The organism is Kordia sp. (assembly GCF_050633145.1).
GTDB lineage: Bacteria > Bacteroidota > Bacteroidia > Flavobacteriales > Flavobacteriaceae > Kordia.
The window spans coordinates 160,788-186,786 of the sequence record NZ_JBOEFY010000004.1 but is presented as its reverse complement, the minus strand read 5'-3'; the positions used below and the strand labels follow the sequence as shown (position 1 = coordinate 186,786).

22 protein-coding genes are annotated in these 25,999 nt (G+C 32.1%); 10 read left to right on the top strand and 12 right to left on the bottom strand.

The features are described 5' to 3' along the window. Positions 1-2: 2 nt before the first annotated feature. From ACRBBL_RS03045 to ACRBBL_RS03035, 3 genes are all read right to left on the bottom strand, one after another. On the bottom strand, positions 3-1,838 hold the full coding sequence (locus ACRBBL_RS03045; protein WP_431367569.1) for a tetratricopeptide repeat-containing sensor histidine kinase: 1,836 nt from the start codon (positions 1,836-1,838) through the stop codon (positions 3-5). A 22-nt stretch (positions 1,839-1,860) separates the two neighbouring features. After that, on the bottom strand, positions 1,861-2,379 hold the full coding sequence (locus tag ACRBBL_RS03040; protein WP_431367568.1) for a hypothetical protein: 519 nt from the start codon (positions 2,377-2,379) through the stop codon (positions 1,861-1,863). Between the two features lie 115 nt (positions 2,380-2,494). After that, a complete protein-coding gene (locus ACRBBL_RS03035; RefSeq protein WP_431367567.1) occupies positions 2,495-2,887 on the bottom strand; it encodes a fucose-binding lectin II in 393 nt (130 codons plus the stop codon). Positions 2,888-3,265: 378 nt separating this feature from the next. On the opposite strand from ACRBBL_RS03035, the gene ACRBBL_RS03030 reads away from it, so the two are divergent. The 3 genes from ACRBBL_RS03030 (at position 3,266) to ACRBBL_RS03020 (ending at position 6,378) form a co-directional block, all read left to right on the top strand. Continuing rightward, on the top strand, positions 3,266-4,294 hold the full coding sequence (locus tag ACRBBL_RS03030; protein WP_431367566.1) for a TylF/MycF/NovP-related O-methyltransferase: 1,029 nt from the start codon (positions 3,266-3,268) through the stop codon (positions 4,292-4,294). Between the two features lie 6 nt (positions 4,295-4,300). Further along, positions 4,301-5,584 carry a hypothetical protein gene (locus ACRBBL_RS03025; protein WP_431367565.1) on the top strand — a complete coding sequence of 428 codons (1,284 nt, stop codon included), beginning with the start codon at positions 4,301-4,303 and terminating at the stop codon, positions 5,582-5,584. Between the two features lie 188 nt (positions 5,585-5,772). Beyond that, positions 5,773-6,378 carry a hypothetical protein gene (locus tag ACRBBL_RS03020; protein ID WP_431367564.1) on the top strand — a complete coding sequence of 202 codons (606 nt, stop codon included), beginning with the start codon at positions 5,773-5,775 and terminating at the stop codon, positions 6,376-6,378. A gap of 40 nt (positions 6,379-6,418) precedes the next feature. On the opposite strand, the gene ACRBBL_RS03015 is transcribed toward ACRBBL_RS03020, so the two are convergent. After that, positions 6,419-7,741: a glycosyltransferase gene (locus ACRBBL_RS03015; protein WP_431367563.1), complete on the bottom strand. Its 1,323-nt coding sequence runs from the start codon at positions 7,739-7,741 to the stop codon at positions 6,419-6,421. A 74-nt stretch (positions 7,742-7,815) separates the two neighbouring features. Here ACRBBL_RS03015 and ACRBBL_RS03010 point away from each other — a divergent pair, with 74 nt between their 5' ends. From ACRBBL_RS03010 to ACRBBL_RS02980, 7 genes are all read left to right on the top strand, one after another. Continuing rightward, complete coding sequence (locus ACRBBL_RS03010; RefSeq protein WP_431367562.1) at positions 7,816-8,766, top strand: aminoglycoside phosphotransferase family protein; 951 nt, start codon at positions 7,816-7,818, stop codon at positions 8,764-8,766. Between the two features lie 239 nt (positions 8,767-9,005). Next, entirely contained in the window at positions 9,006-12,533 is a 3,528-nt protein-coding gene (locus ACRBBL_RS03005) for a cold shock domain-containing protein (RefSeq protein WP_431367561.1), read from the top strand. Positions 12,534-12,704: 171 nt separating this feature from the next. Further along, a complete protein-coding gene (locus ACRBBL_RS03000) occupies positions 12,705-13,190 on the top strand; it encodes a hypothetical protein (RefSeq protein ID WP_431367560.1) in 486 nt (161 codons plus the stop codon). A gap of 47 nt (positions 13,191-13,237) precedes the next feature. Then, positions 13,238-13,813 (top strand): hypothetical protein, encoded by a 576-nt coding sequence (locus ACRBBL_RS02995; protein WP_431367559.1) that lies wholly within the window; start codon positions 13,238-13,240, stop codon positions 13,811-13,813. Between the two features lie 192 nt (positions 13,814-14,005). Then, on the top strand, positions 14,006-14,425 hold the full coding sequence (locus tag ACRBBL_RS02990) for a hypothetical protein (protein WP_431367558.1): 420 nt from the start codon (positions 14,006-14,008) through the stop codon (positions 14,423-14,425). 143 nt (positions 14,426-14,568) lie between these two features. Further along, complete coding sequence (locus tag ACRBBL_RS02985; protein ID WP_431367557.1) at positions 14,569-15,123, top strand: hypothetical protein; 555 nt, start codon at positions 14,569-14,571, stop codon at positions 15,121-15,123. Positions 15,124-15,291: 168 nt separating this feature from the next. Next, positions 15,292-15,786 carry a hypothetical protein gene (locus ACRBBL_RS02980; protein ID WP_431367556.1) on the top strand — a complete coding sequence of 165 codons (495 nt, stop codon included), beginning with the start codon at positions 15,292-15,294 and terminating at the stop codon, positions 15,784-15,786. A gap of 277 nt (positions 15,787-16,063) precedes the next feature. Here ACRBBL_RS02980 and ACRBBL_RS02975 read toward each other — a convergent pair whose 3' ends face one another. The 8 genes from ACRBBL_RS02975 to ACRBBL_RS02940 form a co-directional block, all read right to left on the bottom strand. After that, on the bottom strand, positions 16,064-17,722 hold the full coding sequence (locus ACRBBL_RS02975) for a twitch domain-containing radical SAM protein (protein ID WP_431367555.1): 1,659 nt from the start codon (positions 17,720-17,722) through the stop codon (positions 16,064-16,066). Between the two features lie 20 nt (positions 17,723-17,742). Beyond that, entirely contained in the window at positions 17,743-19,359 is a 1,617-nt protein-coding gene (locus ACRBBL_RS02970; RefSeq protein WP_431367554.1) for a GMC oxidoreductase, read from the bottom strand. Between the two features lie 12 nt (positions 19,360-19,371). After that, positions 19,372-20,517 (bottom strand): glycosyltransferase, encoded by a 1,146-nt coding sequence (locus ACRBBL_RS02965; RefSeq protein WP_431367553.1) that lies wholly within the window; start codon positions 20,515-20,517, stop codon positions 19,372-19,374. A gap of 8 nt (positions 20,518-20,525) precedes the next feature. Next, entirely contained in the window at positions 20,526-21,542 is a 1,017-nt protein-coding gene (locus ACRBBL_RS02960) for a hypothetical protein (RefSeq protein WP_431367552.1), read from the bottom strand. Between the two features lie 614 nt (positions 21,543-22,156). Beyond that, positions 22,157-22,978, bottom strand: coding sequence for a hypothetical protein (locus tag ACRBBL_RS02955; RefSeq protein WP_431367551.1), 822 nt, complete (start codon positions 22,976-22,978; stop codon positions 22,157-22,159). 140 nt (positions 22,979-23,118) lie between these two features. Then, entirely contained in the window at positions 23,119-24,000 is an 882-nt protein-coding gene (locus ACRBBL_RS02950) for a DUF6268 family outer membrane beta-barrel protein (protein WP_431367550.1), read from the bottom strand. A gap of 201 nt (positions 24,001-24,201) precedes the next feature. Then, complete coding sequence (locus ACRBBL_RS02945) at positions 24,202-24,660, bottom strand: DUF1572 domain-containing protein (RefSeq protein ID WP_431367549.1); 459 nt, start codon at positions 24,658-24,660, stop codon at positions 24,202-24,204. A gap of 22 nt (positions 24,661-24,682) precedes the next feature. Further along, positions 24,683-25,939, bottom strand: a complete 1,257-nt coding sequence (locus tag ACRBBL_RS02940; RefSeq protein ID WP_431367548.1) for an FAD-dependent oxidoreductase — start codon at positions 25,937-25,939, stop codon at positions 24,683-24,685. Positions 25,940-25,999: the final 60 nt, after the last annotated feature.

Here is a 25,999-nt window from a genome sequence, read left to right as displayed (position 1 = left end):
GGCTATATTAAATTTGTTTTGATTGCAATTGGCAAATCAATATTCACAGTAGTACCAATGATAGCATTACTATCAAATGAAATACTTCCTTCATAAAGTGTAACAATTTCTCGGATGCTTTCCAATCCCATTCCATCGACTTTCTTATCTGCATCAAACCCTTTTCCATTATCTTGAACTAGAATATTGATAAGATTTTCATCATTAAAATAGGTGAGAAGTATAGATAATTTAGTCGCTTTTGCATGTTTAAGCACATTACTTACTAATTCTTGTACGATTCTATAAATTAGAATTTCGCTTTCAGAATCTATAATTCCATCATGAATAGAAGACGAAAACTCAACTTCCAATTCTTTAGATTGCTGCAAATGAGCCGTTAGTTCTTTCAAAGCTTGCATGAGTCCAAAATCTTCTGAAATCCCCATGTTTAAGGAATGAGAAATGTTTCTAATATCTTCACAAGCTGTATTTACTAAACTCATGAGCGTTTCGTGATTTGGAATCGTATGTTCCTCTATTCTACTTACATTCACTTTGATAGTCGCTAAAAGACTTCCAAAGTGGTTATGTAACTCTTTTGCCAAACGTTTCTTTTCGTTATCTTTTCCTTGAATCATTGATTGCAAAGCACTTGTTTCATGACTTTTAAGCAAATCTTTAATTTTATCATTATGTTCTTTCTGCTGATGAGAAGCAACAAGTTTGGCTGTTTTAAATCTTTGGCGAAAGTATAAGAGAATTGTTATCGAGAGCGCTAATAATATAAAGGCAGTAATTATATAATTTGTGTTTAATTTTTCGCGCTTTTCAAGTAAATCTATTTCTTTCTCTCTTAAATTGACTTCAAAATTGGTGCGAACATCGGCAATTTTCTTTGTCAATTCTTTGCTTTGCACACTGTCTTTATACACAATATATTGTGATTGATATTTTAGTGCTTCTTCATAATTTTCATTTTTCGCATACAGTTTTGAAAGTAACAAATAGGCGTCTCTTATCTGTTCTTTCAAACCAAGATTTTTGGACATTTCTATAGACTTTTCTGTATGAAATACAGTTTTCTCAACCTTGTTTTGCTCTAAATAAATATTTCCAAGCTGATTGTGATAATCAGCCATTCCAAACTGATCTCCAAGCGGTTCTAAAATATTAATTGCCTTAAATAAGTCCTCTTCTGCTTTTTGGTAATCTCCTTGTTTCCAGTATACCAAAGCTCTATTTCCTATTGTATACGCTTTGCCAATAACCATATTTATTTCTTCGAAAATCGGTTCTGCTTCATTATAAAGTTTTAAAGCAGTATCTAATTTTCCGTGAGAATAATAATTAAAACCAGTATTTAGTAACGCAATACAAAGTCGCTTGTTAATTTTATGTGCTCTAAAAATGTCAATTGCCTTGGTTTGATAAATTAAAGAATTATTAAAATCTTCGTTTGCGATATAAGTGTTTGATATTTCACTATAAGCTTCCGCTTCAAGAGTTGGAAACTTCTTTTCAATAGCCAAATCTGCACTTTTAAAAAGACTTTTTAAAGAATTTTCTAAATCACCTTTAAGACGATATGCTACGCCTTTTAAGTTGTAAACTTTTATCTTATAATAATTTTGCCTGTAATTTTTAGACCTTTCTAATAGTATATCTGAATATGTAAATATTTCTTCTGGAGAAGATGACTTTACAATGATTTGATATACTAATGTTGTTGCAATTGAATCTGAAAGAATTTCTTTTTCATTATATATGCGTTTTAAACTATCTGCTACCTTTTGATTTTGTCCATGCAAACTGAAAGACACACAAAAAAGGAACGCAATTATAGTTTTAAAAATCATAGAATGTAAATTGAAAAGAATATTAATCTTGAATAACTCGAAGCACTGGATCTACTGTAAAATCAAATTTTTCCCAGGTATTTTCTGCTACTTCATAATGTAGTGTCATTTCAAGAGAAAACGGCAATGGTTTTGATACTTCTTGCGGATCAACATCTATATAAAAACTAACAGGTTTGTTTTCAGATCCTAGTTCAGGTACCGCTTTTATATTCTTATTTGTGCATTCAAAACTCTTAAAATTTAGTTTGTGACGAATAAATAAAAACAAGGGAACTATTGTAAAATAAATTCTTTCTTTCGTATCAACTCCTATAGCAAATTCCTTAATAGGATCACCTAAAGACATAGAACCTTGCGAGTAAATAAGAATGTTACGCAATACTTCTTCTTCAAAATTCTCAACAAGTTTTAACTTCAGTTCTTTGGTTTTCTTTTTTTTCTTCTTCTTTAGTTTCTTCTTTTCTATTTCCATTTCCCCATGAGCTTTCATGATATTATCTGTATTAGCTTGAAGGAAAATGTGTCTGGATGTGCTCATATGTAGTTAGTTTTGTGAGTAAATATATAAAATATTATAGCTTTTTTGTGAAAAGAAAGTTGCTCTTAAATTGACAGAGCAACTTTTCTTGCTATTATTTTGGGGGAATGAATATTTATGATCCAACAAGTGCTACAGACATCTGCATAATAGTGTCATTATAATCATTATCTTGAGCGTCTTCAGAAGATATTTTATATACTGAAATACCTGGCGCCATAAATTCTTCTGTTTGTTGAGATCTACTTGCTGGTTCTAATGTAGCTCCACCATCTTTTGAAAATTTGAAATCAAATTCGACTGATGCAGGTAATTGAACAACCTGTGAATAATGTTGTTTCATAGGTTTACCTTCTCCTGATCCTGAAAATTCTTGAGAACTTGGTCCATCATTAGCATTAATAAATGCTGCTACATGTTGCTTATAAGTTGCATTTGTTAATCCTGTAATTGAAATTAATGCATAACCGCTTCCTTTAAGGTTTACTATTTGTGTACTATTAGACATAACTAAATTGATTTTATGTTTCTTACTCTGTTTAAAATAGGCTTTTCAGATACCGCCTTGTTGTAATTTTAATGCGCATTATAAATTAAGAACAGGACAAAATTGCGGTATTTTAAAGCGTAAAACATCATACGAAAGAGGTGTTTTTAAGGATACCCCAAAAGAGGTATCAAACAAAAATCAAAGAAAAATTTCCTAATAGAGATGGAGTAAATATGTCCATTAGTTTTTGAATATAAAACCTTCAGCTTGGCTTTCTCCAAAGCGCAATAATTTCTATAATCCAACATACATTTCCCACTTTTTTATTGTAATTTTAGTACTGTGTTTTCAACCAGACACTACTTAACAATCTAACCAACCAACCACTCTTTTCAAATGAAAGAGAAAGAATCATTAAAACTAGAAATACACGCGTGTATTGAAGCTATAACTGCAAGTCCAAGAGAATCTGCGCTATATCAGAAATTGGGCGATTTACAACGTCAATGTGGTGATTCCGTTGGTGCTTCAAAATCGTATCGTAGCGCAACAGAACTAAGACGTCATGAATCTGGTGCTAAAGAAACCGATGTTATAATTACATCTTCCATAAATAATACGGATGCATATTTAAACTTACTGAAAGACTCTTTAACCTATCAATTATGGGGCGCTAGTGACGGAACTGCCTTTGAAGTCAGAATCTCAAAACCACTCATAAGCTTGGCGCGAATTATTCTGCGGATAAAAGAATTCTTTAAACTTTCTACTCCCGAAAATCGAGAATTCGGTTTAGATTGGCCAGCCAAAGCACTCACAATGGCTGGAAAAGAACGTTTAAATAATGTTGAATACTGTACAAAAATAGTATTGCAAGAAAATATTCCGGGCGATTTAATCGAAACAGGTGTTTGGAGAGGCGGTTGCACAATATTCATGCGCGCACTCTTAAAAAGTTATGGCGATCAAAAACGAGCTGTTTGGGTAGCCGATTCATTCTCAGGAATGCCCAAACCAGATAAAAAACAATATCCAGCCGATAAAAAGTTTGATCTATCGATGTGGAAAACCTTAGCTGTAACGGCTGATGAAGTTCGCGAAAACTTCAAACGATTTGGACTGCTTGATGACAAAGTAAAATTTTTAGAAGGATGGTTTTCAGAAACCTTACCCAAAGCACCTATTGAACAATTGGCAATCATTCGACTAGATGGTGATCTCTACGAATCTACCATGGATGCACTAAAACATTTATATGCGAAACTTTCAGACGGCGGTTTCATTATTGTGGATGATTATCATTGCGCAGCGCCTTGCAAGCAAGCAATAGACGAATTCAGAGAAGTAAATAACATTACAGATGAAATCGTAGCCATAGATTGGTCTGCGGTATACTGGCGTAAAAATATGGACAAAACGAACTAAATATTTATGGTAGAAAATTGGGATGATGCAGCATCAGATGTATCCAAAGCAATGAAAAGTTGGTTACAAGAATTAACTCAAATAACCTGTTCAAATACAGAAAACAAAGCAAATTCATTTCCAAAAGTATTGTTCGTTCTAGACAATGATTATGGCGAATTAACCACAATATTATATTTGGTTTTAGGACAGAACTATTTTAGTCAATCCAAAATACTACTGACTTCCAGACTCTACGAGAAAAATCAAAATGTCTTGCCAGGTCAGGTTGAACTTTGGTCAACAGAAGAAGGTTTATTAGAAACGATACAAAACGATCAGCCCGATATATTGGTCTTCGCCGCTGGATATTTAATTCCTGTACACAACTTATTAACGAGTGAAGCGCTTGAGCGAGTGTGTAAAGCAGCAACCGATCAAAGCGTAAAAGTCGTAACTGCCGATCCGTTTCTAGGATTACTATCAGAATGGTCGCCAAAAGGTTTGAATCAAATTATCTCAATTGATATTCCAACAGACGCCAATGAAAACCTAGCAAACTTAAAACAACAAGCAGATAAAAAATTACATACAGAACTTGCGGCGGCAAATTCTTTCTTATGTGAGTATGAACATTTATATCCTACGTATACAGATATGAGTGGAATTAAAACCTATGCTTCGGACGAAAAAAATAGAAGCTTCTTCAATGAAAAATTAGTAATTCCATCTGAACTTCAATCATTACAATCGAAAGACAAACCGCATTGGATGTTCATCATTTCTGAAGTAGATTTTCAGACGCAAACCATGCATTTAGGCGCAGGAAAATTTGTAGCGATGGTATGGAATTTATTAACACAAGGAGCCAATTTAGATCGGACAGTCATTTTTTTAGGACCTAGTGCATTAATCAATATGTTGCGATCTATGAGTAACACTCCGAATGAAAATATTCGCTTATTCAATTTTGGAGCTTTTGACGATGTAATGTCGTTATTGCTCACGGCAGAATATACTTTTTACTGGAATGTAGTTTCGCACACCATTCTCATTCAACTATGGAACGGAAAATCGGTTGTTCTTTTTGACAAAGGACATTTAGCGCGCTCGGTTTCATACTTATACGAACGTGTCATTGCTTGGTATTATCAAGGTTGGGAACCAAATTATTTTGATCAAACTCAAAAAATAACTTTAGAAGGATTGGCTGATTTTGTAAGCGATCATAAAAAGCAAACTCCGAAACTCATGAAAGCCTATACGCGCGCGCCATCTCCAGCAGAACTATTCAATTCATTGCTCAAGTAGAGTAATATAGATGTATAAGAAGACAAAGTTTTTAGTCAAAAAGTAAATTTCTTCACGTGATTTATATAAAATTCTGTTACTTTTAGTTTCTAACTAAATGATTACATACAAATTAGAGTTTGGTTATAATAACAAACATAGTCATCTCCAATATATAAATAGTATCAACGATAAAAGTAATTTGAATAATGGCAAAAAAAAGTATTGATATCAAAGGGACTATAGTTCAATTTATCTTAATTGTATTTAGTGTAGTGCTTGGTATATATTTAAGTGAAAGAATTGAAGAAGGTAAGAATAAAAAAGATTCCGAAGAACTATTAAGCAAGATCAAATCGGAAGTAAAGGACAATCTGATCATATTGAATGAATGGTATCCATATCATCAAAAAATAGTTGAAAAATTGAAAGAACTTTTAGTGGATGAGGCGTTTATAGCGGAATTTAAAAAAGATAAATTCATCTTTTTTGAAAGATTGCTCACCAAAGGTAGTTTTATGGGGAAATCACCAGCCAATGATGCTTGGGATATTGCAAAATCGCATCCGCTTATCGTGAATATTGAGTATGACAAACTGTTTGTACTATCTAGAGTATATAAGCAACAAGAAATGACATTTAAACCCGGAATGGAGATGTTTGAATTATTTAACTCAAAGGATGTAAATACAGACAAGTACGCAAAATCAAATCTAGAATTAATGTTATACCGTATGAGAGAACTTGTGGCGCGAGAACAACAGTTGATGTATTATTACAAAGATGCAGCAGTAATACTTGATATAAAAAAGTAAACTTAATCTACATATAATATACTCAAACTTACAGTAAACACTAAATAAAACTGATCAACGCAGAATGACTATACCATTTGGTTTTTAAAGAAGTCAGATCGTTTTCTTGCAATATATTTCTAGAATCTTCTAAATACGTAATGCCTGAAACAGCAACTTCATAACAGCTAAAATCCCTGCGACGTGCTTGAATGCAAAAATCGATTCCTTGTAAATTTTCTGGAATAAATTCAGAGTCAAATCCAGTTGTAGCTAATAAAACTTCTCTTTTAACTAACAAAAAATCATCATGCAACCAGGAACTTTTTGCGTATCTTTTTTCAAGTGTTTTTTTGCTTGGCGCGATGATATCCGCATTCGTTTCATTCAAAATTTCAAGCATATCAGTTACAAAACTAATATCGCTGATCGTTACGGTATCTTTTACAAAACAAACTAGTTTTCTGCTAGAAGCTTTAAAACCTTCCATTCGCCAAGAATCAATAGTAGATGTTACTTCAATGATAGATTCTTCAGTAATACCAATCGCTTTCAATTGTTGTACAATCGGACTTTGATAATTCACAATAAATTCAATATCAGCAATCGTTTTGGAAATTGGTTCTTTTTCAATAAATGTAAATGGTGGCGCTTCATTTGTTCGAATCAATGGCAATTCCATTCGCTGTAAAGCATCATCGGCAAGTCGTCTCCACATTTCAAAAGCTGCCGCAGAAGTCAATTCGTTACTAGCGCGATCATCATGTATGCGATAATAATACAAGACATCATCAACCAATTCAAAATGTGAAACTTCTTCTACTTGAAGAAAAATATCGCAATCTTCACCAGCTTGCATAAAATCATCAAATCCGCGCCAACCCAACGTTTGATCGTAGGCACTTTTTCGAATCAAATACGGTTGCGCCTGATTAAACACATCTGTCACCATGCCTTTAAAATAATTTCGTGGACCAAATGGAAACCACTGTACTTTCTCTACAATTTCACTCTGTTGATTGATAAAACCGCGTTTTCCGCGAAGTAAACTTGCCCAAGGATTTGCTTTTGCAGCTTCAATAAAACGTGCTACAGCATTCGGAGCCAATTCATCATCGTCATCTAAAGGCAAAATATACGCTTCATTATTCTGACTGCTAATGAAGGCTCTCGCTTTCGCTATTCCTTGATTTTCATTGAAAAAAACCTTGACTTTAGGGTTCTCAGTAGCTTCAATTTCTTTAAGGATTTTATGCGAAAGTTGGTCGCCACCATCCCAAACAAGCGATAACTGCCAAGCGTCACTAGTTTGACGAAATACGGAGTCGATACATTGTTGTAAAAATTCTCCCTTGAAGACAGGAACTTCTATAGAAATTGTCATAAAATATCCTTGAATTAAAGTTGCTTAATTCAAGCAAAATTATTAAGTTATTTCATAAAGATAATTAAAATATTTTGGACAAATACGGTTATTACTTCAACAAATTACCAAAAATTGCGCAACTAAAAACACTTCAGTTACTTGAAAAAGAAGAAGTGCTATCGTTCAATTTGGATCAAAAGGTATCTGAACTTGCCGAACGATGGAAATTAACGCTTGGAAAGGTGTTAAGTGGAGGAACAGCAAGCCTTATTATTGAAGTAATTAGAGAGAATGGAGCAGCAGCTGTATTAAAAATTGCTTTGCCAGGAAGTAGTATTTGGACAGAAGCTTTGGTGCTTAGAGTTGCAAAAGGAAACGGATATGTAAATCTGTACGAAGTAGACTTTACTAAAGAAGCAATTTTATTAGAAAAGCTTGGAACACCACTTAGCGGAACATCAAAAACGATTGACGAACATATTGTAACAATTTGTGAGGTGCTTACCAAAGCATGGGTGAGACCAGATATTATGATTCCGCTGCCAACTGCCGCTCAAAAAGCCTTGGAAATGAGAGAAATCATTCAACTGAAATGGATTGAACTGAACAAACCTTTTTCCGAACAAACCTTGCAGTTAGCTATTGAATATGCACAGGCTCGATTGGAAGCATACAATCCCGAGAATTGTGTGTTAGCTCATGGAGATACACATGGTTTTAACCTTATGGAAACCAAAAATGGCGCGTATAAATTTGTAGACCCTGACGGTGTGTATGCTGATAAAGCTTATGATTTAATTTGCATCATGCGCGATTGGAGTGATGGTTTACTACGAGGAAATACACTGGAATTGCTTTTAGCACGATGTAAATGGGTTCATGAATTAACTGGTGTTGACAAAACTTCCATTTGGCAATGGGGATTTTTGGGTAGACTAATGATAGGAATCACATTATTAGAATTAGGAAACACTCATGAAGGCAAGCAAACCTTAGAAGTTGCCGACAGAATATCGCATTATCGAATGTTTAGTGAAACTTAATTTTGAGTGGTCTACTTAGAAAACAAGTATGAATTATTATTTGCTTGTTGAATATAATCTATTCATTAGATATAAATATTAAAAATCTTGCTCTTTAGTATGACTTTACATAAAATTCTTTTAATTTTAGTTTCCTAACTAAATTAATATATACAAACCAAGGTTTAGTTATAATAGAAATAACAGGAATTCCTGTTATACATACGTTGTAGGTAATTAGAAAAACCAGCTAAAACAAAATGAAAGAATCTGGAATAATTAAATGGTTTGACACAAGTAAAGGTTTTGGCGTAATTATAACGCCTACCAATGGAGAATACTTTATACACAAATCAAATATTCAAGATAAATCATTAGAATTAACTCCAAAGACACCTGTAGTTTTTAAACCTGACTTTGAGAAGAATAAAAAAACGGCAAAAAACTGTAACCCCCCTAAAAATACTGATGATTTATTTACAATTTTATTACTTAGTGGAAACAATCAAACTGTAAGCATTAAAACTAAAATTAAAGGAACAAGTCGTTGGGGAAATCCATACATAAGGGATGAATTTATATCTTATAATGTCGTAGAAATTTCTTTAAATTACATTTTTAATAAAAAAAGTGAAAGTGACTTATTCGCATTAGTTACAGATGCTTATATACAGATTAAAGATACTATTGGTAAATTTGATTATAATAATTTATTTCAAGTAATAACAAAACACATAAATCAGTTACAGATAGAAGATTCCTCTCAATTTATTGATAAGTGTTATCGCTTTTTTGGTGAGAATTTATCAGAGGGTATTTTGTTTTCCATTTGGAAATCTAAAAATTTTCATTTCATTTCAAAATCCGAGTTTGAAGATTATGAAATACCAGAAAAAATACTTTTACAAAATGTCAAAAATTTAACAGTTGATGATTTAGAAAGAATTAAAGAATATGAAGATGGTGACAATTCTTGCTATAAAATAGTAATTGAAAAGATTAAAGAAATATCAAACCAAACACCCTTTGATACAATCATAGAAACCTATAAATTCATTGAAGTTGTAAAAGACAACTCAAAAAAAGAAAGACTTCTTGATGACTTAAATGAAATTCTGTACAAAAATTCCTTGAATGAAATAAATGTTAGATTAAATGAGTTGCCTCCAATATCTGATAAAACTATTTTATCTAAATACAATAATTTAAAACAATTAATCCCTACAGAGATTAGTGAAAAACAAAAGGTTGAACTATCAAAAATCATATCCGAAACCATAATTAATAAAAGTTCAGAACTAGTTAAAACTGATTTATGGCTTTCTGGCTATATTGATAAGATTGAAAACACTCAAATAGTTGAATTGCTTTGTAATGAAAATATTCAAATTAATGATAAACTAAAGGCTATAGAAAAAACTCATAATTCTGACCAAATCATATTAATTCTTGAAGGATTACTTGACAAACAAAAATCACAAGAAATATTTGAACTAATCGAACAATTTGTAAAGCAAGAAAATGAGTTAGGTTATTATTTTGAATTAAAGTCGGCAATAGAAACTGGAGATTTTGGAGATGATAAAATTGGCTATAATCTTTTAAAAACATTTCAAACTATAATTAAGGAGAAGACAACAAAAGAAGAGCAGACAAAACTTTTCTTTGAAGGTTGGCTTGATAATTACCCCCCAGATTATATTCTTTTTATCGCACAGAATCTAACAGAAGAAGAACTAAGAAAAATTTTAAAAAACAATTATACAGAGGGAGATTATCTCTTTAAATTATTAGAAACTAAATCTAATGAAATTTCAAATAAAGAAACTAATTGGTTTTTAAAATTAAGTCAAGAATTTTTATCAATTGAAGATTTTGAAAAAATAGATAATCTGTTAATTGACCAAACTACTGATGAAATTTGGTTCAAGTTGTGGGAAAACAAAGCAACAAAAATTTTACGAAAAGAATATCTGGTTGACTATCTGGATGATGAGCAATCAAAATATAAAAAGATACATAAATGGATAAATTCAGATATTATTTCTAAAGAAAAAATATCTGAATTTCTATATGAAAAATTAGAACAAAAAACAGACATAACGGATAGAATAGAATTCTATACTGCTTTTAATATTATTCAAAAATTGATTGAATTAGATTCTAAATGGGCAGATGGTATTTCATCATTGAAAAACAATTTTTTCAATCTACTGCTATGGCATTTAGATATTACGAATAACTTTGATTTTGATACTTTAAAAGGGAAGTTTATATATTTTAAACCTATAGACCAAGTTTATATATTTAAGAGATTATTCTACTTAAAACATACAAAAAAGATAGATTTTACGTTTAAGGAATTAGATGAAATAGTAAGAGCGGATGTCGATTTATTTCTAACTAACGAAAAAATTAATAACGATTTTGTTTTAGATATTTCAACGCACATCTTAATAGAAGCAATAAAAAGTTATCAAACTAAAAACAATTTTTTATTCGAGAGTGATTTAATTCTTAAAGACCTAAAAAACAATAGTAGAAAAAAATTCAAAATAGAAAACTATTTTGAAGACTGCCCAGGCAGATTAACTGCTGATTGGAATTGGAAAACTAATGGAAATATTAAGAAGAATTCTTTCCCTAATGATAATGAACGGTTTTATTATTCTATAGAGTTTGAAACAGCCTTTCCAAGAGAGGGTAATAATTATTATGGATCTTATACTTATTTCGAGAAAAACCCAATGTTTGAAACGTTAAAGGATGACGTAAAAAAAATAACAGGTCGAAAATGGAATCCTGACAAAAAACATTGGGGAGTTCCTTCAAGTTCTGAAAGTGAAGTGTTTGAGTTCGCTAAAAGGTATAGGTTTTTTATTGACCTTGGAAATAAAAAACATTATGATAATAACACTCATCTTGTTGAGTACTCAAGAGATGAGAAACCAATTGGTATAAGTTTTTGTGAAGGTAGAAAATCTAACAAAAAGCACAATAAACTTAATTGTGAATTTTGGTGGTGCACAAATCAACCTTGTTTTCAATTTGCAGAAATCGACCATCTATCAGATAATTTCTCTATTCCAAATGATGCAAACAAAAAAAGATGGGAGTATTACAAATTAATCGATATTTTAAGAGTTTTAAATATAAATACTGACGAGAAAAAAGAGACTCCAGTTGATTTTATTCCTGATGGTAATTATTATAAATTTATTGGACATATAAATGCCTTCAACAGACTCATTGATAAATTGTATTGTCATAGTTGTGATGAACTACTTTATCCGACAGAAACATCTCATTTTGCTTTATATCGTGATACAAAGTTTCATTGCGTAAATGATAATTGCTCAGAACACAATAAGACTATTTATTTAAATCACTGTCTTAATGGAGAATGTAATAACATTATAGATAGTCGTATTTCAAAAACTTGTAATAATGGATTATACATTTGTGATAGTTGTGGGAGTTGCTGTTCAGATGCAATGTTTAGAAGACGTTTGGATAATTTAAAATTAGTCGGAAGTTACACACATCCAGAATTAGTAAGAAATGTTCAAGAAGAAAATGGGCACCTTGAAAAAGCGGAGTATTACTGTTTTAAATGTAAGGGAATGATGATGGAGATTAATGATAAAAAATACGAATGCAAAAGTTGTAATGTATCATATGATTTAAAAAATTTTAAATGGCTTGATAGAAAATGGAACAAAAAAAATCAAAGAAGAAGTGATTATCCAATTTATCGGAGAAATGATGATTATAATGAACCGTTCTAATGATTGATGAAATAAGAAAAGCCCATAACAAAGTATAAAAATAATAGCCGAAATAGTAGCAAATATGAGTATTGTAGCCCGCAAAAACATTAGTAGTAAATTGAAAATTATGCTTCCGAAACCGGCTACTTTTCATACACAAACCGTTGGCATTCATTAGAAAACATAAAAATGAAATTTGAAGAAATAATTGAATGGATTGGGAATTTCAAAGTTTCCGAAGTAATGGAAGACTATGAAATAAGTGATTTTTTTGATGATATAAGAAATGAATTGCCTGAATCTAACTCATTGACTGAATCACAAAAAAAACGACTAATAAAAAGTCTTTTCGGATTTTTAAAAAACCAAGACCCTGAAATGGATGAGAATTTCTCATTTATCCATTTCATAGAAGATATTGATACTCCTAACTATGAGATTTATAATTCAGAATTAATAAGGTTTAATAAAGAAAATGGAATTGTAACATCAACACTTTTATTGAATAGACATATAAATTCATTAGAAGGATCAGAGTGGGAAGATTGTGTAGAATTACTGAAATCTATAGCAGATAATGAAAATCATACTGAATATGTTAAAGAGTTTGCTTTAGATTTTTACGAACATCAAATTGAAAATAACGAAATGCCAACAAAACCTAAACAGCATTAAAACGCAGTTTAGCTAAACCGTTAGGTGCAATTAGAACGAAATTAACAATGCTGTCAAATAAACTTGAAATATTTAGAAAGGAATTTTTGAATGCCAACTCTTGGTCTCAAAGAAAAGACGGAGTCCCTCTTGACCTTCTTGACAATTTGACAAATGAAGAACTTGAAATTGCGGAAAACGAGTTAATAGAAAATTTGGATTTAAAAGATGATTGGCAAATTAATGGACTTGGACATATAAAATCTAAAAAAGCACTACCAAAACTTTATGACTTACTTAAAAAGAGTAAAAAAGGAATGAAAATTTCAATAGCACACTCAATTTTTCAAATATCCGAAGATAAAGAAATGACAGATATCGTCCTGACAGAAGTGCCTAAACTAAAACATTGGACTGAAATTATACACATGCTTTATCTTTTACCAATATTCAAAGACGAAAGAATTGACTCAATGCTGAATGGTTATAGAGAACATAAGGATTATTTAGTTGCATATAACGCAACGCAAGCAATGGGACTTTCGACTAAGGAGGTGGTTAAAAAGTTTAGAGATAAAAAAACTGCACCTAACAATGGCTATAATTCATTGTGGCAGAAAGTTAAAACAAAGTTTAATTTATAAAATAAAAGTCTGGGTTTCGACGGAATAATTCTACGGATGATTCCACAACGAAATCATAGCCTAGACGTTAGCATACATATGAGAAACAAACTTTTGATAATAGTATTTATATTGTTTTTTACCCAATCTTATTCACAAGACTTTGGTGAAATAAAAATTGATACAAAACTTCAGACTAAACATTCTGACACGTTGAAAAATATTGGAGAAAGATTGACTGGAAAGTGGAAATATCTTGGAAAAAGAAAAAACGGAACTTTGACAGATACAATCGGAACAAGCTTTAGTAACAATAAAAAAACTATAATTACTATTGAAAACGGAATCGTATTTGAATCTGAAGGAAATAAGAGTAAAAAAGCCGATTACTATTATGAAATCACTTATAGTTTTAAAAACGGAAAAGGATATTATTCTCGTGAGGAAAAGTCCATTAATGATGATTGGAAATCAATAACTTCTTGTCAACCGATACCTGAATTAGTGTATTACAAAGAAAAATTTGGAATTCTTTTTATTGGAATGGGAGGACAAAGTTTTAGTGAAATAATTGAATTGACAACTGAAAAACTTGTGATTGAAAATGGAAAAGAATATTTGAAATTAGAATAAAATACGTATGCCAACACTGTATATAATTTGTTGCTAGTATTCGCCTACTTACGAAAATCCGCGAGGACTTTCTACCGGTGTTTTTTGCTAACTTTAGTGCTTAAACCACGCAACTAATTATACACAAAACCGTTACACCACATTTGAAAAAAGCACTCAAAATAAAGATTGACGAATATGAAAATCCGATTAAAGAATTAATTGGGAAGTCGATTACGGACGTAAATTATTACGAAATAGATTATGGAGAGCCAACGTGGAATGAAACTGAATATCACTCGTTGGATTATGGAATTGAATTGGTCACCTCTGACAAATTGAAATTCTATTTTATTTGGGGTACTGAATACACCCAATACGATGTCAAATTTTGCAAAGGAAATATATTGACTGAATTCAGTATCGAAAATGGAGCTAAAAAATATAATGTAAATAGTAACCAAAAATGGACTGAATTAATCGGAATGAAAATCAGCGGAATTGAAAGCAGTTGGTCTTATTGGAGTTTGATTAACGAGGACAAACGAAATTACTCTCCGCAAGATGTTCGAATTGAATTTGAGAATGGAAAAGAAATGTGGATTTCTGCTCTTGAAATTAGAGACGGAAGAATAATCGGAATGCAAGACCATTTGACTGTTGTCTTCGATAAAAAAACAGCGGATAAATATAAAATCGGAATAAAAAACGTGGTGTAACAATGTATAACCGCAATTACGGCGGATTCGACTACGTCCGAATCCACTCGGAATTGCTTAAGTCTGTGCTAAACCGAAAATATTCACTAATTTAACCCGTAACTGACGGTTATACCAGACGTTGTAGCACATTTTGAGCAACTACCAAAACGACTAAATTAGAACTGATTGAAAAAGACATTATTTGTTTTAGGCACTATACTAATCGGATTAGAATTTATTTTATATATCCATTGGTATAAGGAATTATATTTTATGGAATTCTTTTTCTTAATTGGGTTTTGTCATTTAAGTATTACAGCAATCTTTTTTGGAATATTAACCGAATTTCTTCCAAAAGAAAAAAGGAAATTGATTATCAATTTATCATTCTGCGTTTTTGGTTTGATAATTCCATTAATACTTTATAATTCATATCGAATCCAAAATAAAATCGATAATGAGGGAATTTTAAAAAGCGGAATTGTAGAAAAAAAAGAAAGAGGTTCCAAATCTGTTCGTTGGTTAGAATCTAAATTTAATTACAATGGAATTGATTACAATTCTAATTTTCATATGGAAATCGAAGATTTTGACAAAGTGAATATAAAAGATACTGTTCTAATAAAATTTATACCGGAATATCCTAAATTAAACAGAACAGAAAAACTAATAAATAAATAAAAACGTGCTACAACACCGGTAACCGTTGCGCAACACTATAATTTCAAAAAAACAAGGCATTCTTAACACTTTTAAGAGTGTCTTTCTTTTGTTGAAGCCTGTGCTGACTTAATTCAGTATTCTTTGGGCGAGCAAAGACATCGAAGATTCATGAGTTCATTAATTTAAAAATAGAAAACACAAGAACTAAAACGAAAATAGAAGCCTATAATTTAGTTATGTAAAATAAGTGTCTCTCTACATTTAGAAAGTTTTAATCGAAAAAATTATATAAAACTCATGCCATTTCATTACGTTCTTGAATTACAAACAACTCTTCAAAAGTAGTATGAATCGAATCTGAATCAATAATACGTTGATAGGTGTTTAAAAGCGATATCCCAAAAATATATCTTACATCTACAAGTTTATCTGAATATTCTTCTTTCGAAATATGTTTAATAAAATGATCAATATGCTTAAAGAGTTCACGGTCGTGGACTTTTGTAACGCCCCAAATTCCAGAAATAACACGTGCTAGTTCTTTCAAATACATGTCTAAAAGCTCTGGAATGCTAATATCTGTAGCAATAGCAATCACATTTTCATGAGAAGCATGAAAGATATCGTAGGAAGTTTTTGTGATTTCCGTTTTGGCTTTTTCTGCTTGTTCTATATTCAATCGATTGATCAAATAACTTCGAAGTGCAGGTGATAATTGTTCGTTTAACAGATCGAATCTTGCGCGTTTTTGCAATGAATTTTCACGTGTTGGCGTATAATGATTTACAACTGCTTTACCAGCTTGTAGTCTAGATTGTAATGCATTACTTCGATTGTCTTTTGTCAGATAACCACTCAATCGGAAAATAAGTTCTCTATAATTTTTAAGATTTTCTAAAGCAACTTCTGTGGTTGGTAACTTAGGTTCTTCTGCTTTTAAGGTATCAATTACTTTCTGAAGTTCATCAACTGGAAGTGTGGTTAAAGACATGTTTATAGGCGAATCAACCTGATTGAAAAATAATTTAATATCTCGCTCCGTACAGTAACTCACCGTTTCTGGTAATTCATGCCAGTTGATGCGCATTGGACAATAACGCCAAACTAGGTTGAGTCCTCTGGCTTTCATCAATTGATTGAAATAGTTTGAATTTTCCATCACTTCTTCAAAAGAAGCACCTTTTCGAATGGTTTCGTAGGTTTCCTTTTTGAAAGAATCTATGGAAATGTGAATCCAACAATTAAAACTTTCCAACAGCGATTTTATAGCATCGTTCAAGATGGTTGCATTCGTTAAAATACAAGTTTTAATTTTCGGATTTACTTCACTAATGGCTTTCCAAATACTTTTGTAAGCGCCAATCATAAATGGTTCGCCGCCCATAAAATCAGTTTCTACAACTTGTGGTAAATATTTTTTTAGTTGTGCTACAAATGCATCATCATACGGATTTGGCATGGCTGGCAACCCTTCTCGATGTACACGAATAGAAGACGAAGCCAATCCGTGGCACATAATACATTGTAAATTGCAATTGTTGTGAATGTTGAATTCCAACTTCATTGGTAAAACATCTGAATCTAATTTTACACCAGTTTCAGCATTCCTTTTGTCTCTCGTAATTCCGAAATATTTAGCTTGTTGACTGTAAAAGTTAGCATGCGATCCACCAAAATCTTTTGATAGAATTTGTTCACGACACTTTTCGCAACCAATCGGAAATTTTCCAGCTTCTAATTCTTTTCGCATTTTTTGTGCTTCATCACTATTCCAAATTTCATCCAACGAATGTTTTGGATATACACCCATAACTTTCGTACGATTAAAACAGCAAGCCGTCACAATTCCTAATTGAGAAAAATGCAAGTTCATGGAAGGCGCAGGACACAAGGTGTGTAATGAAGCTCCGTGTCGAAATTTATTATATTCTTTCAGTATATTTTCGTCTATCATAATACTAGTAAATAATGCTATTAATCAAGTTGCTTGTTTATAATTTCGCTTACGCGGATTGCATTTGCTGCAATGGTAAGACTCGGATTTGTTCCAGAGCTCGATGGAAAAAATGAAGCGTCAACGATATAGAGATTGTTTACTTCGTGCGCTCTATTATCAGCATTTAAAACACTTGTTTCTGGATCGTTTCCAAATCGGCACGTGCCACATACATGACCAAAATTTATGTTATTCTTACTTCCAGTAACTACCGTAGTTTTTAAGTTTGGCGCGAGTGATTTTGAAATTAGTTTCAACAGCTTTTTATTTCGTTGTTTTAGTTCTTTTGAATAGGTATACTGAATTCGGAAACCATTTTTAGAATTTGAATCAAGTTCAATGCGATTGTGCAAATACGGAAGGTCTTCTACAATAGTGCTAAATGCAGAACTTTTATGGAAATATTTACTTGCCAGTTCAGAAACTTTTGGCAGCATAAAACTCACTCTTCTTCGAAACCAACTTGGGTCTTTTTCTTCTACATAGCGTAAATAACTCAAAATAATTGGCGGTATTGCTTTTAGTCCAACCGATTGAAATGTTCCTAGTTTTTGACCGTTATGAATATAAAAATCATTCAGCGTAATTGATTTTATTGGACCAGTTGCATCTCGATTTTCTTTTTGATTCACCATGATAAAATCACTTGTATGAAGCATTAAATTTCGTCCAACCATACCAGAACCATTTGCCAAACCATTTTTCCAATGATCCGATTTGGAACGTAATAATATACTTGGTGTTGCATAGGCTCCTGCAGCTAATATGACTGTTTTTGCTTGAAGTTTTATTGCTTTTCCACCTTTTACATATACAGCATGAACCGTTTTTACACTATTTGCGTCTGCTTCTAACCGAATTACTTCACATTCAGTTAAAATTTTAGCGCCATGTTGATACAGTGAAGGAAGCAACGATCGTGTACCTGCATCACTTTTGCAACCACGAAAACAAAGATCCAAACATTCCCAACATTTATCTGAATTATGATATCCCACATGCGAACGATACGGATGGAGTCCAGCATCCTTCATCGAAGAAAAAATAAACTGATCGCGTTCGCTCAATGCTGGTGCTTCTAGCAAAGGTGCTTCTGCATCTGGATTCAAAGTATCTTGCGTACCACAAACTTTCATGTGTGCTTCTGCCTTTCTATAATATGGAATAAAATCAGTGTAATTTATTGGCCATTTTTCGGGAATGGTAGAATCGCCAATATTTTTAAAGTATTTTTTTGGTGTAAAATCTGCTGCTTGAAAACGTTCCAATTGTGCGCCATATAAAATGGTAGATCCGCCAGTACCACAACCTACAGGTCCGAAGAAATTTGTTTTTCCGAACGAAGTTTTCCCTTCCAATTTATTTGGCCAGCGTCCTTTAATAAGTCTTGCTTCCGTTTCATCAATACCAGCGGGAATTTGTCCATTTACAAAATGTACCGCTTGTACATATTTTCCTTTTTCTATAAACAAAACACGTTTGCCAAGACGACTGAGTTCAAAACCAATCGTAGCTCCGCCCATACCTGTTCCTACAACAATTGCATCCCAATTTTCTTCTTCAGGATTTTCAGGTGTGTATGTTTCTATGCTCATGTATATATTCCTTTAATCAGTTGCCAATGTTTCCAATAGGATGGAAGCAGCTTTATTGGCGCCGTTGTATTGTTTTAGTAAGTCAGAATAGTTGACTAAGTTTTTTTGTATGTCTGTATTGGTAAGCAAGCGTTCAATGGTAGCATTTAAATAAGTTGCATCTAGCAATTCTTGTGGTTTGTCCATTAAAATTCCTAAGCCTAATTTCTCTATTTGTCTGCCAATTTCCAATTGTTCTATATTATTAGGAAATATAAGCATTGGTGTTTTGTGTAAAATACATTCCATCACAGTTCCATGTCCGCCATGACAGCAAACTATTCTACTTTTTGTGAGGCATCCTGCTAAATATCCAAATTTGACACTGTGTACATTTTCTTGAGATTTTACTTGATAATCACTATCAGAAACCATTCGTATTTTATAATGCTTGTTTATATTTTTCAAAAGCCAAGGAACTAAAGTTGAACCATTTCCTGTGCTTCCAAAACAAAGAAAAATAGCTACTTTTTCGAGTGATGTAGTATCTTTATAAAGTCTTTTCCAGCCTTGCCAAGAAAAATGTCCACACCAATTAATATTTGGATTTTCAATAGGTATTTTATCGTTGGTCAATTCTATTTCGGGAATACCGGGAACTAATATATTTCCTGTATCTAAGGGAGAAAAAAGCGTGCCTTTTGTTCTATGACAAAAAGAAAGAAAACCGAGCATGTTTGAAATATGAAAAATACGATTTTTTGGAAATTCAGATAGTAAGGTAACTGTATATCGATAATCTGTAACAATCAAATCAGGTTTTAAATGCGCGACTAATTGTTTGTCATTTTCGACCATTCCTATCAAATATTGACCTCTCATTTTAAGATCGTCAGCGCTTAAATGATTTGCACTTTCAAAATTTAATAAATCGTGCTTTCTTCCAGAACCAAAAGATTTGATAGCGCCAAAAGAACGCGAACTACTCGCGGGCATTTCAATTGATGGATGTATTGTAATGCCTTCAGGAAGCGCCTGTATTAATTTTGAATAGTACGTATCGCAAGCAATATGAACATCAGCACCTTGTGTTAGAAACTCCTCTGCAAGCGAAAACGTACGGGTCAAATGACCCAGTACGTTGCTTAATGGTAAAAATAATATTTTCGGTTTGCTCATCGTTCACCCTAATTATCCTCAGGCGGACATTTTAGGCTAAATTTAGCAAATGCATCTGTAATTTCTTTAAGAGCTTTTTCAATTGCTTCTAAATATTGATCAAAGTTTGGAATTGCTGGAATATTGATATGGATGTTTAAAATATCTGAAAGACTAGGAATCGTTAAATTGATGTTTAATGCTTTAAGAAGATCTTGGATTAAGTCTTGGATTGGTTCCAATGCTTTGTCAATCCATTCTGCGACTCCTTTAAATATGGTAAAGATCTCATACAAGCTATACTCGTGTGGATATGGTATTGGAATCCATATTTTGATATCTTTTAATTTCTTTTCTAATTCTCTTAAGAGACTCATTACTGGATCAAGAGCACTAAGAACATCATTGATGGCGTTATTAATAGCATTTAATGGATTAAGTGCGTCTTTGATTTTTTCAAGTTCGTTGTAGAAACTTTCAATTACTTTATTAGCTTCAGACATTGTTGTATTGAGTGCTGAAACTCCTGGCTCTGCATCTTTAGAGAATTCGTTTAAGTATTTTATAGAAGTGTCTTTTGCACTACCATCTGGTAAGCTTTGCACACATTTATATACACTAGTGAATGTATCATAAAACTTTTGAGAGGTGTCCTTTACTTTTTGTGTTGCATCAATCAACTTTTGTAAAACAGGATCTAATTTTTGTAAAGCTTCACGCAATGGTTTTACTACAGATTCAATACTGTCAGCTGCTTTCTTTGCTGCTTTCACCTCAGGTTGAAGTACAGTTATTGACTGTTTCAATACGGAAGCTGCTTGTCCAACTTCTGGAATTACTGAAACAAAAGTCAATAATGTTTTGGTCTCTGTTAAATACTTGTCAAGTTTTGTTAGATTGTCATCAATTGTTTTAGAATAGCCTAAAACTTTAATAATTTCATCGAGATTGTTTTTCAAACGCTTTAGGTTTGAATTCAACTCTCCAGCAATCGTGGGTGTTTGCTCCAGCGTGCTGATAAATTTTGTAGTTGGATCAGTGTTCATAATTTTTTGTAAATGTTAATAATATGGTGGTATGATAGTTTAGTTTTTCTGTCTGTGAACGGTGTTGTAAGCCAACTTAAAATAGGATACAGCTTTTTTATACTCAAAAAGTTAACCTATTGATTTCATTTAGCTAAGCTAAAAAAAAGTATTATAATTACTACAGGTATAAATACCCTTTTTCATATTCTTAAAAGAAGCAAAACCTGAAGAATAAATTGCTATTGTTAGGTTGCTAATTGGTAGCCATTGTTTTACAGGTAGACTGTATTTAGTAATAATTTTAGCTCATTAAATATAAGTATTTTGAATTTAACAAGTCATTCTTAATTCACTTAAGACATATTTTTTTTACACAATAAAACATTCTTATAACAGTAATTACGTATTGTAAGCGCATTTTTTAACTGCTCGAATTTAAATAAATACGACTGCAAATACTTTTTATACCATTATTTCATAGCTAAATTTATATCGTTACTAGTTAAAATCGAATTAATAATCAGCGACTCCTTTTTTGCTTAAATCTCAAGTAATAAAAAGTTTATGTAGAGTGAATTAGGAGTTTTGCTGTTAAACGAAAGCTTCATAGAAATATGAGGCTTTTTTTATAGTTATCGTTTTTTAAAATCTTTCAAGCCTTTTTTTCTACCTCTATCATAGCCATCTTGGTAGGTATCATACCCAATTTTAGAAATAGGACAAATTGGTGTGATGAAAATAGGTTTTATACCTCCATTAACGGAATTGTGGTGTGTGTATCCATCTTCGTACCCATCTTCCCAACCATCGCAATACGAACGCTTATCTTTTTTATTGTTTCTCTTCTTCCTTTTCTTCCTCTTCTTTTGATATATATGTATTTCCTCTTCTGAAGTTTCAAGATCTGGATTTCTCTCTTGGAATTCATCTCTACCAGCTAGTAAACCTCTATTGTATCCAGCTTGGTAGTTGTCATTGTCAATTTTGGCAACAGGACAAATAGGTGTCGTAAAAAAAGGTTTTCTCCTTCTATTTATTACATAATAATACGTGTAGCCAACTTCAAAACCATTTTTCCAACCTTGACAAAAAGAACGTTCATCATCTATATCTCTTGCTGGAATTGCTATAGGATGACTGCCATCATCTTCAACTGTTGGATCTCGTTTTTTGAAATCTTTTTTACCTTGAATAAGTCCGCAGTTATAACCATCTTGATAGGTGTCAAATCCAATTTTAGAAATAGGACAAGTAGGTGTTGTAAAAATGGGTTTTATTCTGCGATTTTGAATGCTATGATATGTAAAGCCATCTTCATAACCATCTTCCCAGCCGTCACAAAATGTTTTTTCGGGAGTTGTTTGTTGTGTTTCTAGAATGTTAATTTGGTGAGATGCTACTGCTGTAGATAGTACACTTGTTATGCATAAAAAAGTGAGTAAAAGTTTTTTCATAATGTAGAGTGGTTAAAATGTTTTTGTAATGTGAATACATTTACACAATAATTGTTCCGTAAATGCTGAGTACAAGTCTACTATGAAATTGATTGAGCTAATTAATTATAATATATAGGAATGTTTAAATGAGTTCCGTATTAAATCTTAAACTTAATACCTGTTCTTAAGTAGATTTTGGCTTTGTTATCTAGTGAAAAAATAGTCTCTCTACTATTGTTTCGAAGCTCATTATTTAAAGAAAAAATATAAGCAGCACGTGCATAAAATTGTAGTTGTTTGGTAATATAATATTCGTATTGCAATCCAGATAAAATCAATGACATATTGATACTTCTTGCTGCTTCTCCATTAATTACGGGAACTTCACGTTGTAAATTTGACGTAAAACCATCCAGTTGGGCAAAGGCTTTTAATCGCTGCTTTTTTGAAAAATGATATTGTAGATTTGTTTTGGGAATTCCAAGATTATAAGACCATTTAGGACGAAATTTTTTATAGAAACTCACAAAAGGCAACGGAAAGTTAAAACCTGAATTTCCAGAGTATGTAATTCCTAAAATCAATTTTTGAGCTTTTCCATACTGTTCTTTCCCTTTTTTTATAAACACAACAGTTCCAGAAAGTACAACATCTTCAAGACTTAAGGCATTTGCAGCTAAATTAGTGCTAAACCCAGGTTGGAAACGAACGCCTAAACGCCAATTGTTTTTCAAAGGAGTTGTGTAACCTATGCTAAAATCGAGCAATTGAAAATCGTTTAAATCACGTGTTGGAAAAGGAAATTCTCGATTCGATTTTAAATGAATATTACTATAGTCAAGCCCCAAAAATAAATAGGTGTCGTCATCTTTCAATTTAATTGGATAATTGAATAGCGCGCGCATTCTAGAATATTCTATATCCGATTTTGCTTTGGGGATATACGTATAATCAATTCGTGCCAAATCGCCCAATTGTGCATACGCTGTAGCAGAACAACACAATAACATACAGATAAGAATTCGGGTGAAATTAGGCATTTAATGAGTTTGCAATTTTAAGTGTTGAAAGATAAACGATTCAAAACAAATTATCTAAAAAAAAGCTGCTAGGATTTCCTGTAATGTGTCTTCAAAAGTAAGTTGTCAAAAACACATACGAATAACGAAGTTAAAATTGTTATAGTATACAGTTGAATTTTAAATTGAAAAATATACTTTCTAAATCAACAATCAACAACATTACACCAACTTCTTCAACAATGAAATCTGCCCCAAATGATAATGCGAATGCTCAATAATTCCGTGCATGTTACGGTAATAACTACCATATTTTTCATCTGTAAAAGGCTGATCAAAACAATCTTCAGGTAATTTTTCTAAGTAGTCAGCAAAAACTTCTGCATCTTTCAATATCTTGCTTGTAAATGCTTCCCACTCTGATTGCGAAGTAATATTCGGATGATTGAAACTATGTGCATCTTTTGCTTGTAATTCTTCACCTTGAAACACTTTCAATACGGCTGCTACGTAATATTGAATATGATATGTTAAGGTTAAAATTGTATTTAAATCTTTCACCTTAGTTGTCGCTTGTTCGAAGGTAATATTGTGTAAAACATCTTTTAAATTTGTGGCAGTCCAATTTCCTCCAAAATAAATTTCTCTAAAATGTTTGGCGACTTGTGTAGCTACTTTCATAAATATTTTTGTTTTTAAATGATTATGATTTTATCATGTTTCCCAATGCTTCAATTACGCCCAAAGCCGAAGCTTCTCCAGCTAGCATAGCAGCGTTTAAGGAACCATTTAATTGTATATCTCCAGCAAGGAAAGTTTGAGTTGTTAAACGTGTTTCTGAGGGCGACATGGTATATTGCAGCTGTTGTAAGTTTGGCAATGCTTTTGGAATGGTATATTGTTTTAAGAACGTACAATTTGTAATGCCGCAATAGTGTTGCAGTTCTTCCTGTACTTTTTTGATTAAAAATGCATTCGATAAGTTATGATCTTTTACGACTGTAACCGATAGCAATTCTTTATTACCTGTAGAAGCTGTTTGCAAACTAGTATGATAGAAAATATTATTTATGAGCAAACTATCATCTGCAACTAAGCCAATTAAAGGTTTGGAAATACTGCGTTTGGAAGTTTCAAAATACAAGGTTTCACATGATTTCCAATCCGTTTCTTGCGATTTTAAATTTGAGATCAACTGACTTGCTTCTGTTGCAACAATGGTAAAATGACTTTCTAAAACTGTCCCGTTTTCTAAAGTGATTTTTCCATCTTCTACTTTTTGTACGCGTTTGTCAAAATGAAACTTTGTGCGTTGTAATTTTGATGCCAATTGCTTGGGAATAGCCTCGATTCCTGATTTTGGTATAGCAGCAAAACCACTACCGAACATTTTATATACAAACTCAAACATTCTGTTAGAAGTCTCTAAATTTGATTCTAGAAAAATTCCACTAAAAAAAGGTTTAAAAAACTTCGAAATCATCGCTGCGGAAAAACCTAAGTTTTGCAAATGTGCAAGTGTTGTTGTTTCTGGTTGTTTAAAAATTTCATCCAATGATTTTTTCTTTAAACTGGAATTCAATTTGAGTATTTTTAGCTTATCTGAAAAATTACCAATACCAGAAAAAAGTGTTGGAAATACTAGTGAAAACTTTCGCAACGGATCGCCAATAGTTTTTTGTTTTCCTTGTGTAAAAATAGTTGCACCAGGCAAAAATGGTTGTAAATCGAGTGTGGTATAATCTAAATATTTTTTGGCAGCAGGATACGAAGTCAATAATACTTGAAATCCGTGATCTAATTGATAATTATTCACGATATCCGTTTTTACGCGTCCGCCTACACGGTCGGTAGCTTCAATAATCTCAGGGTGATATCCGTAATTTTCTAAAACTTCTGCTGCAATCAATCCGCTAATCCCTGCACCAACAATATAAATTTTATACGCTTCTTTTTCCATGAAAACTTGTATCTAAAATCATCGTAAAAATACGACAAAACCAGCATAATCATGCTTTTT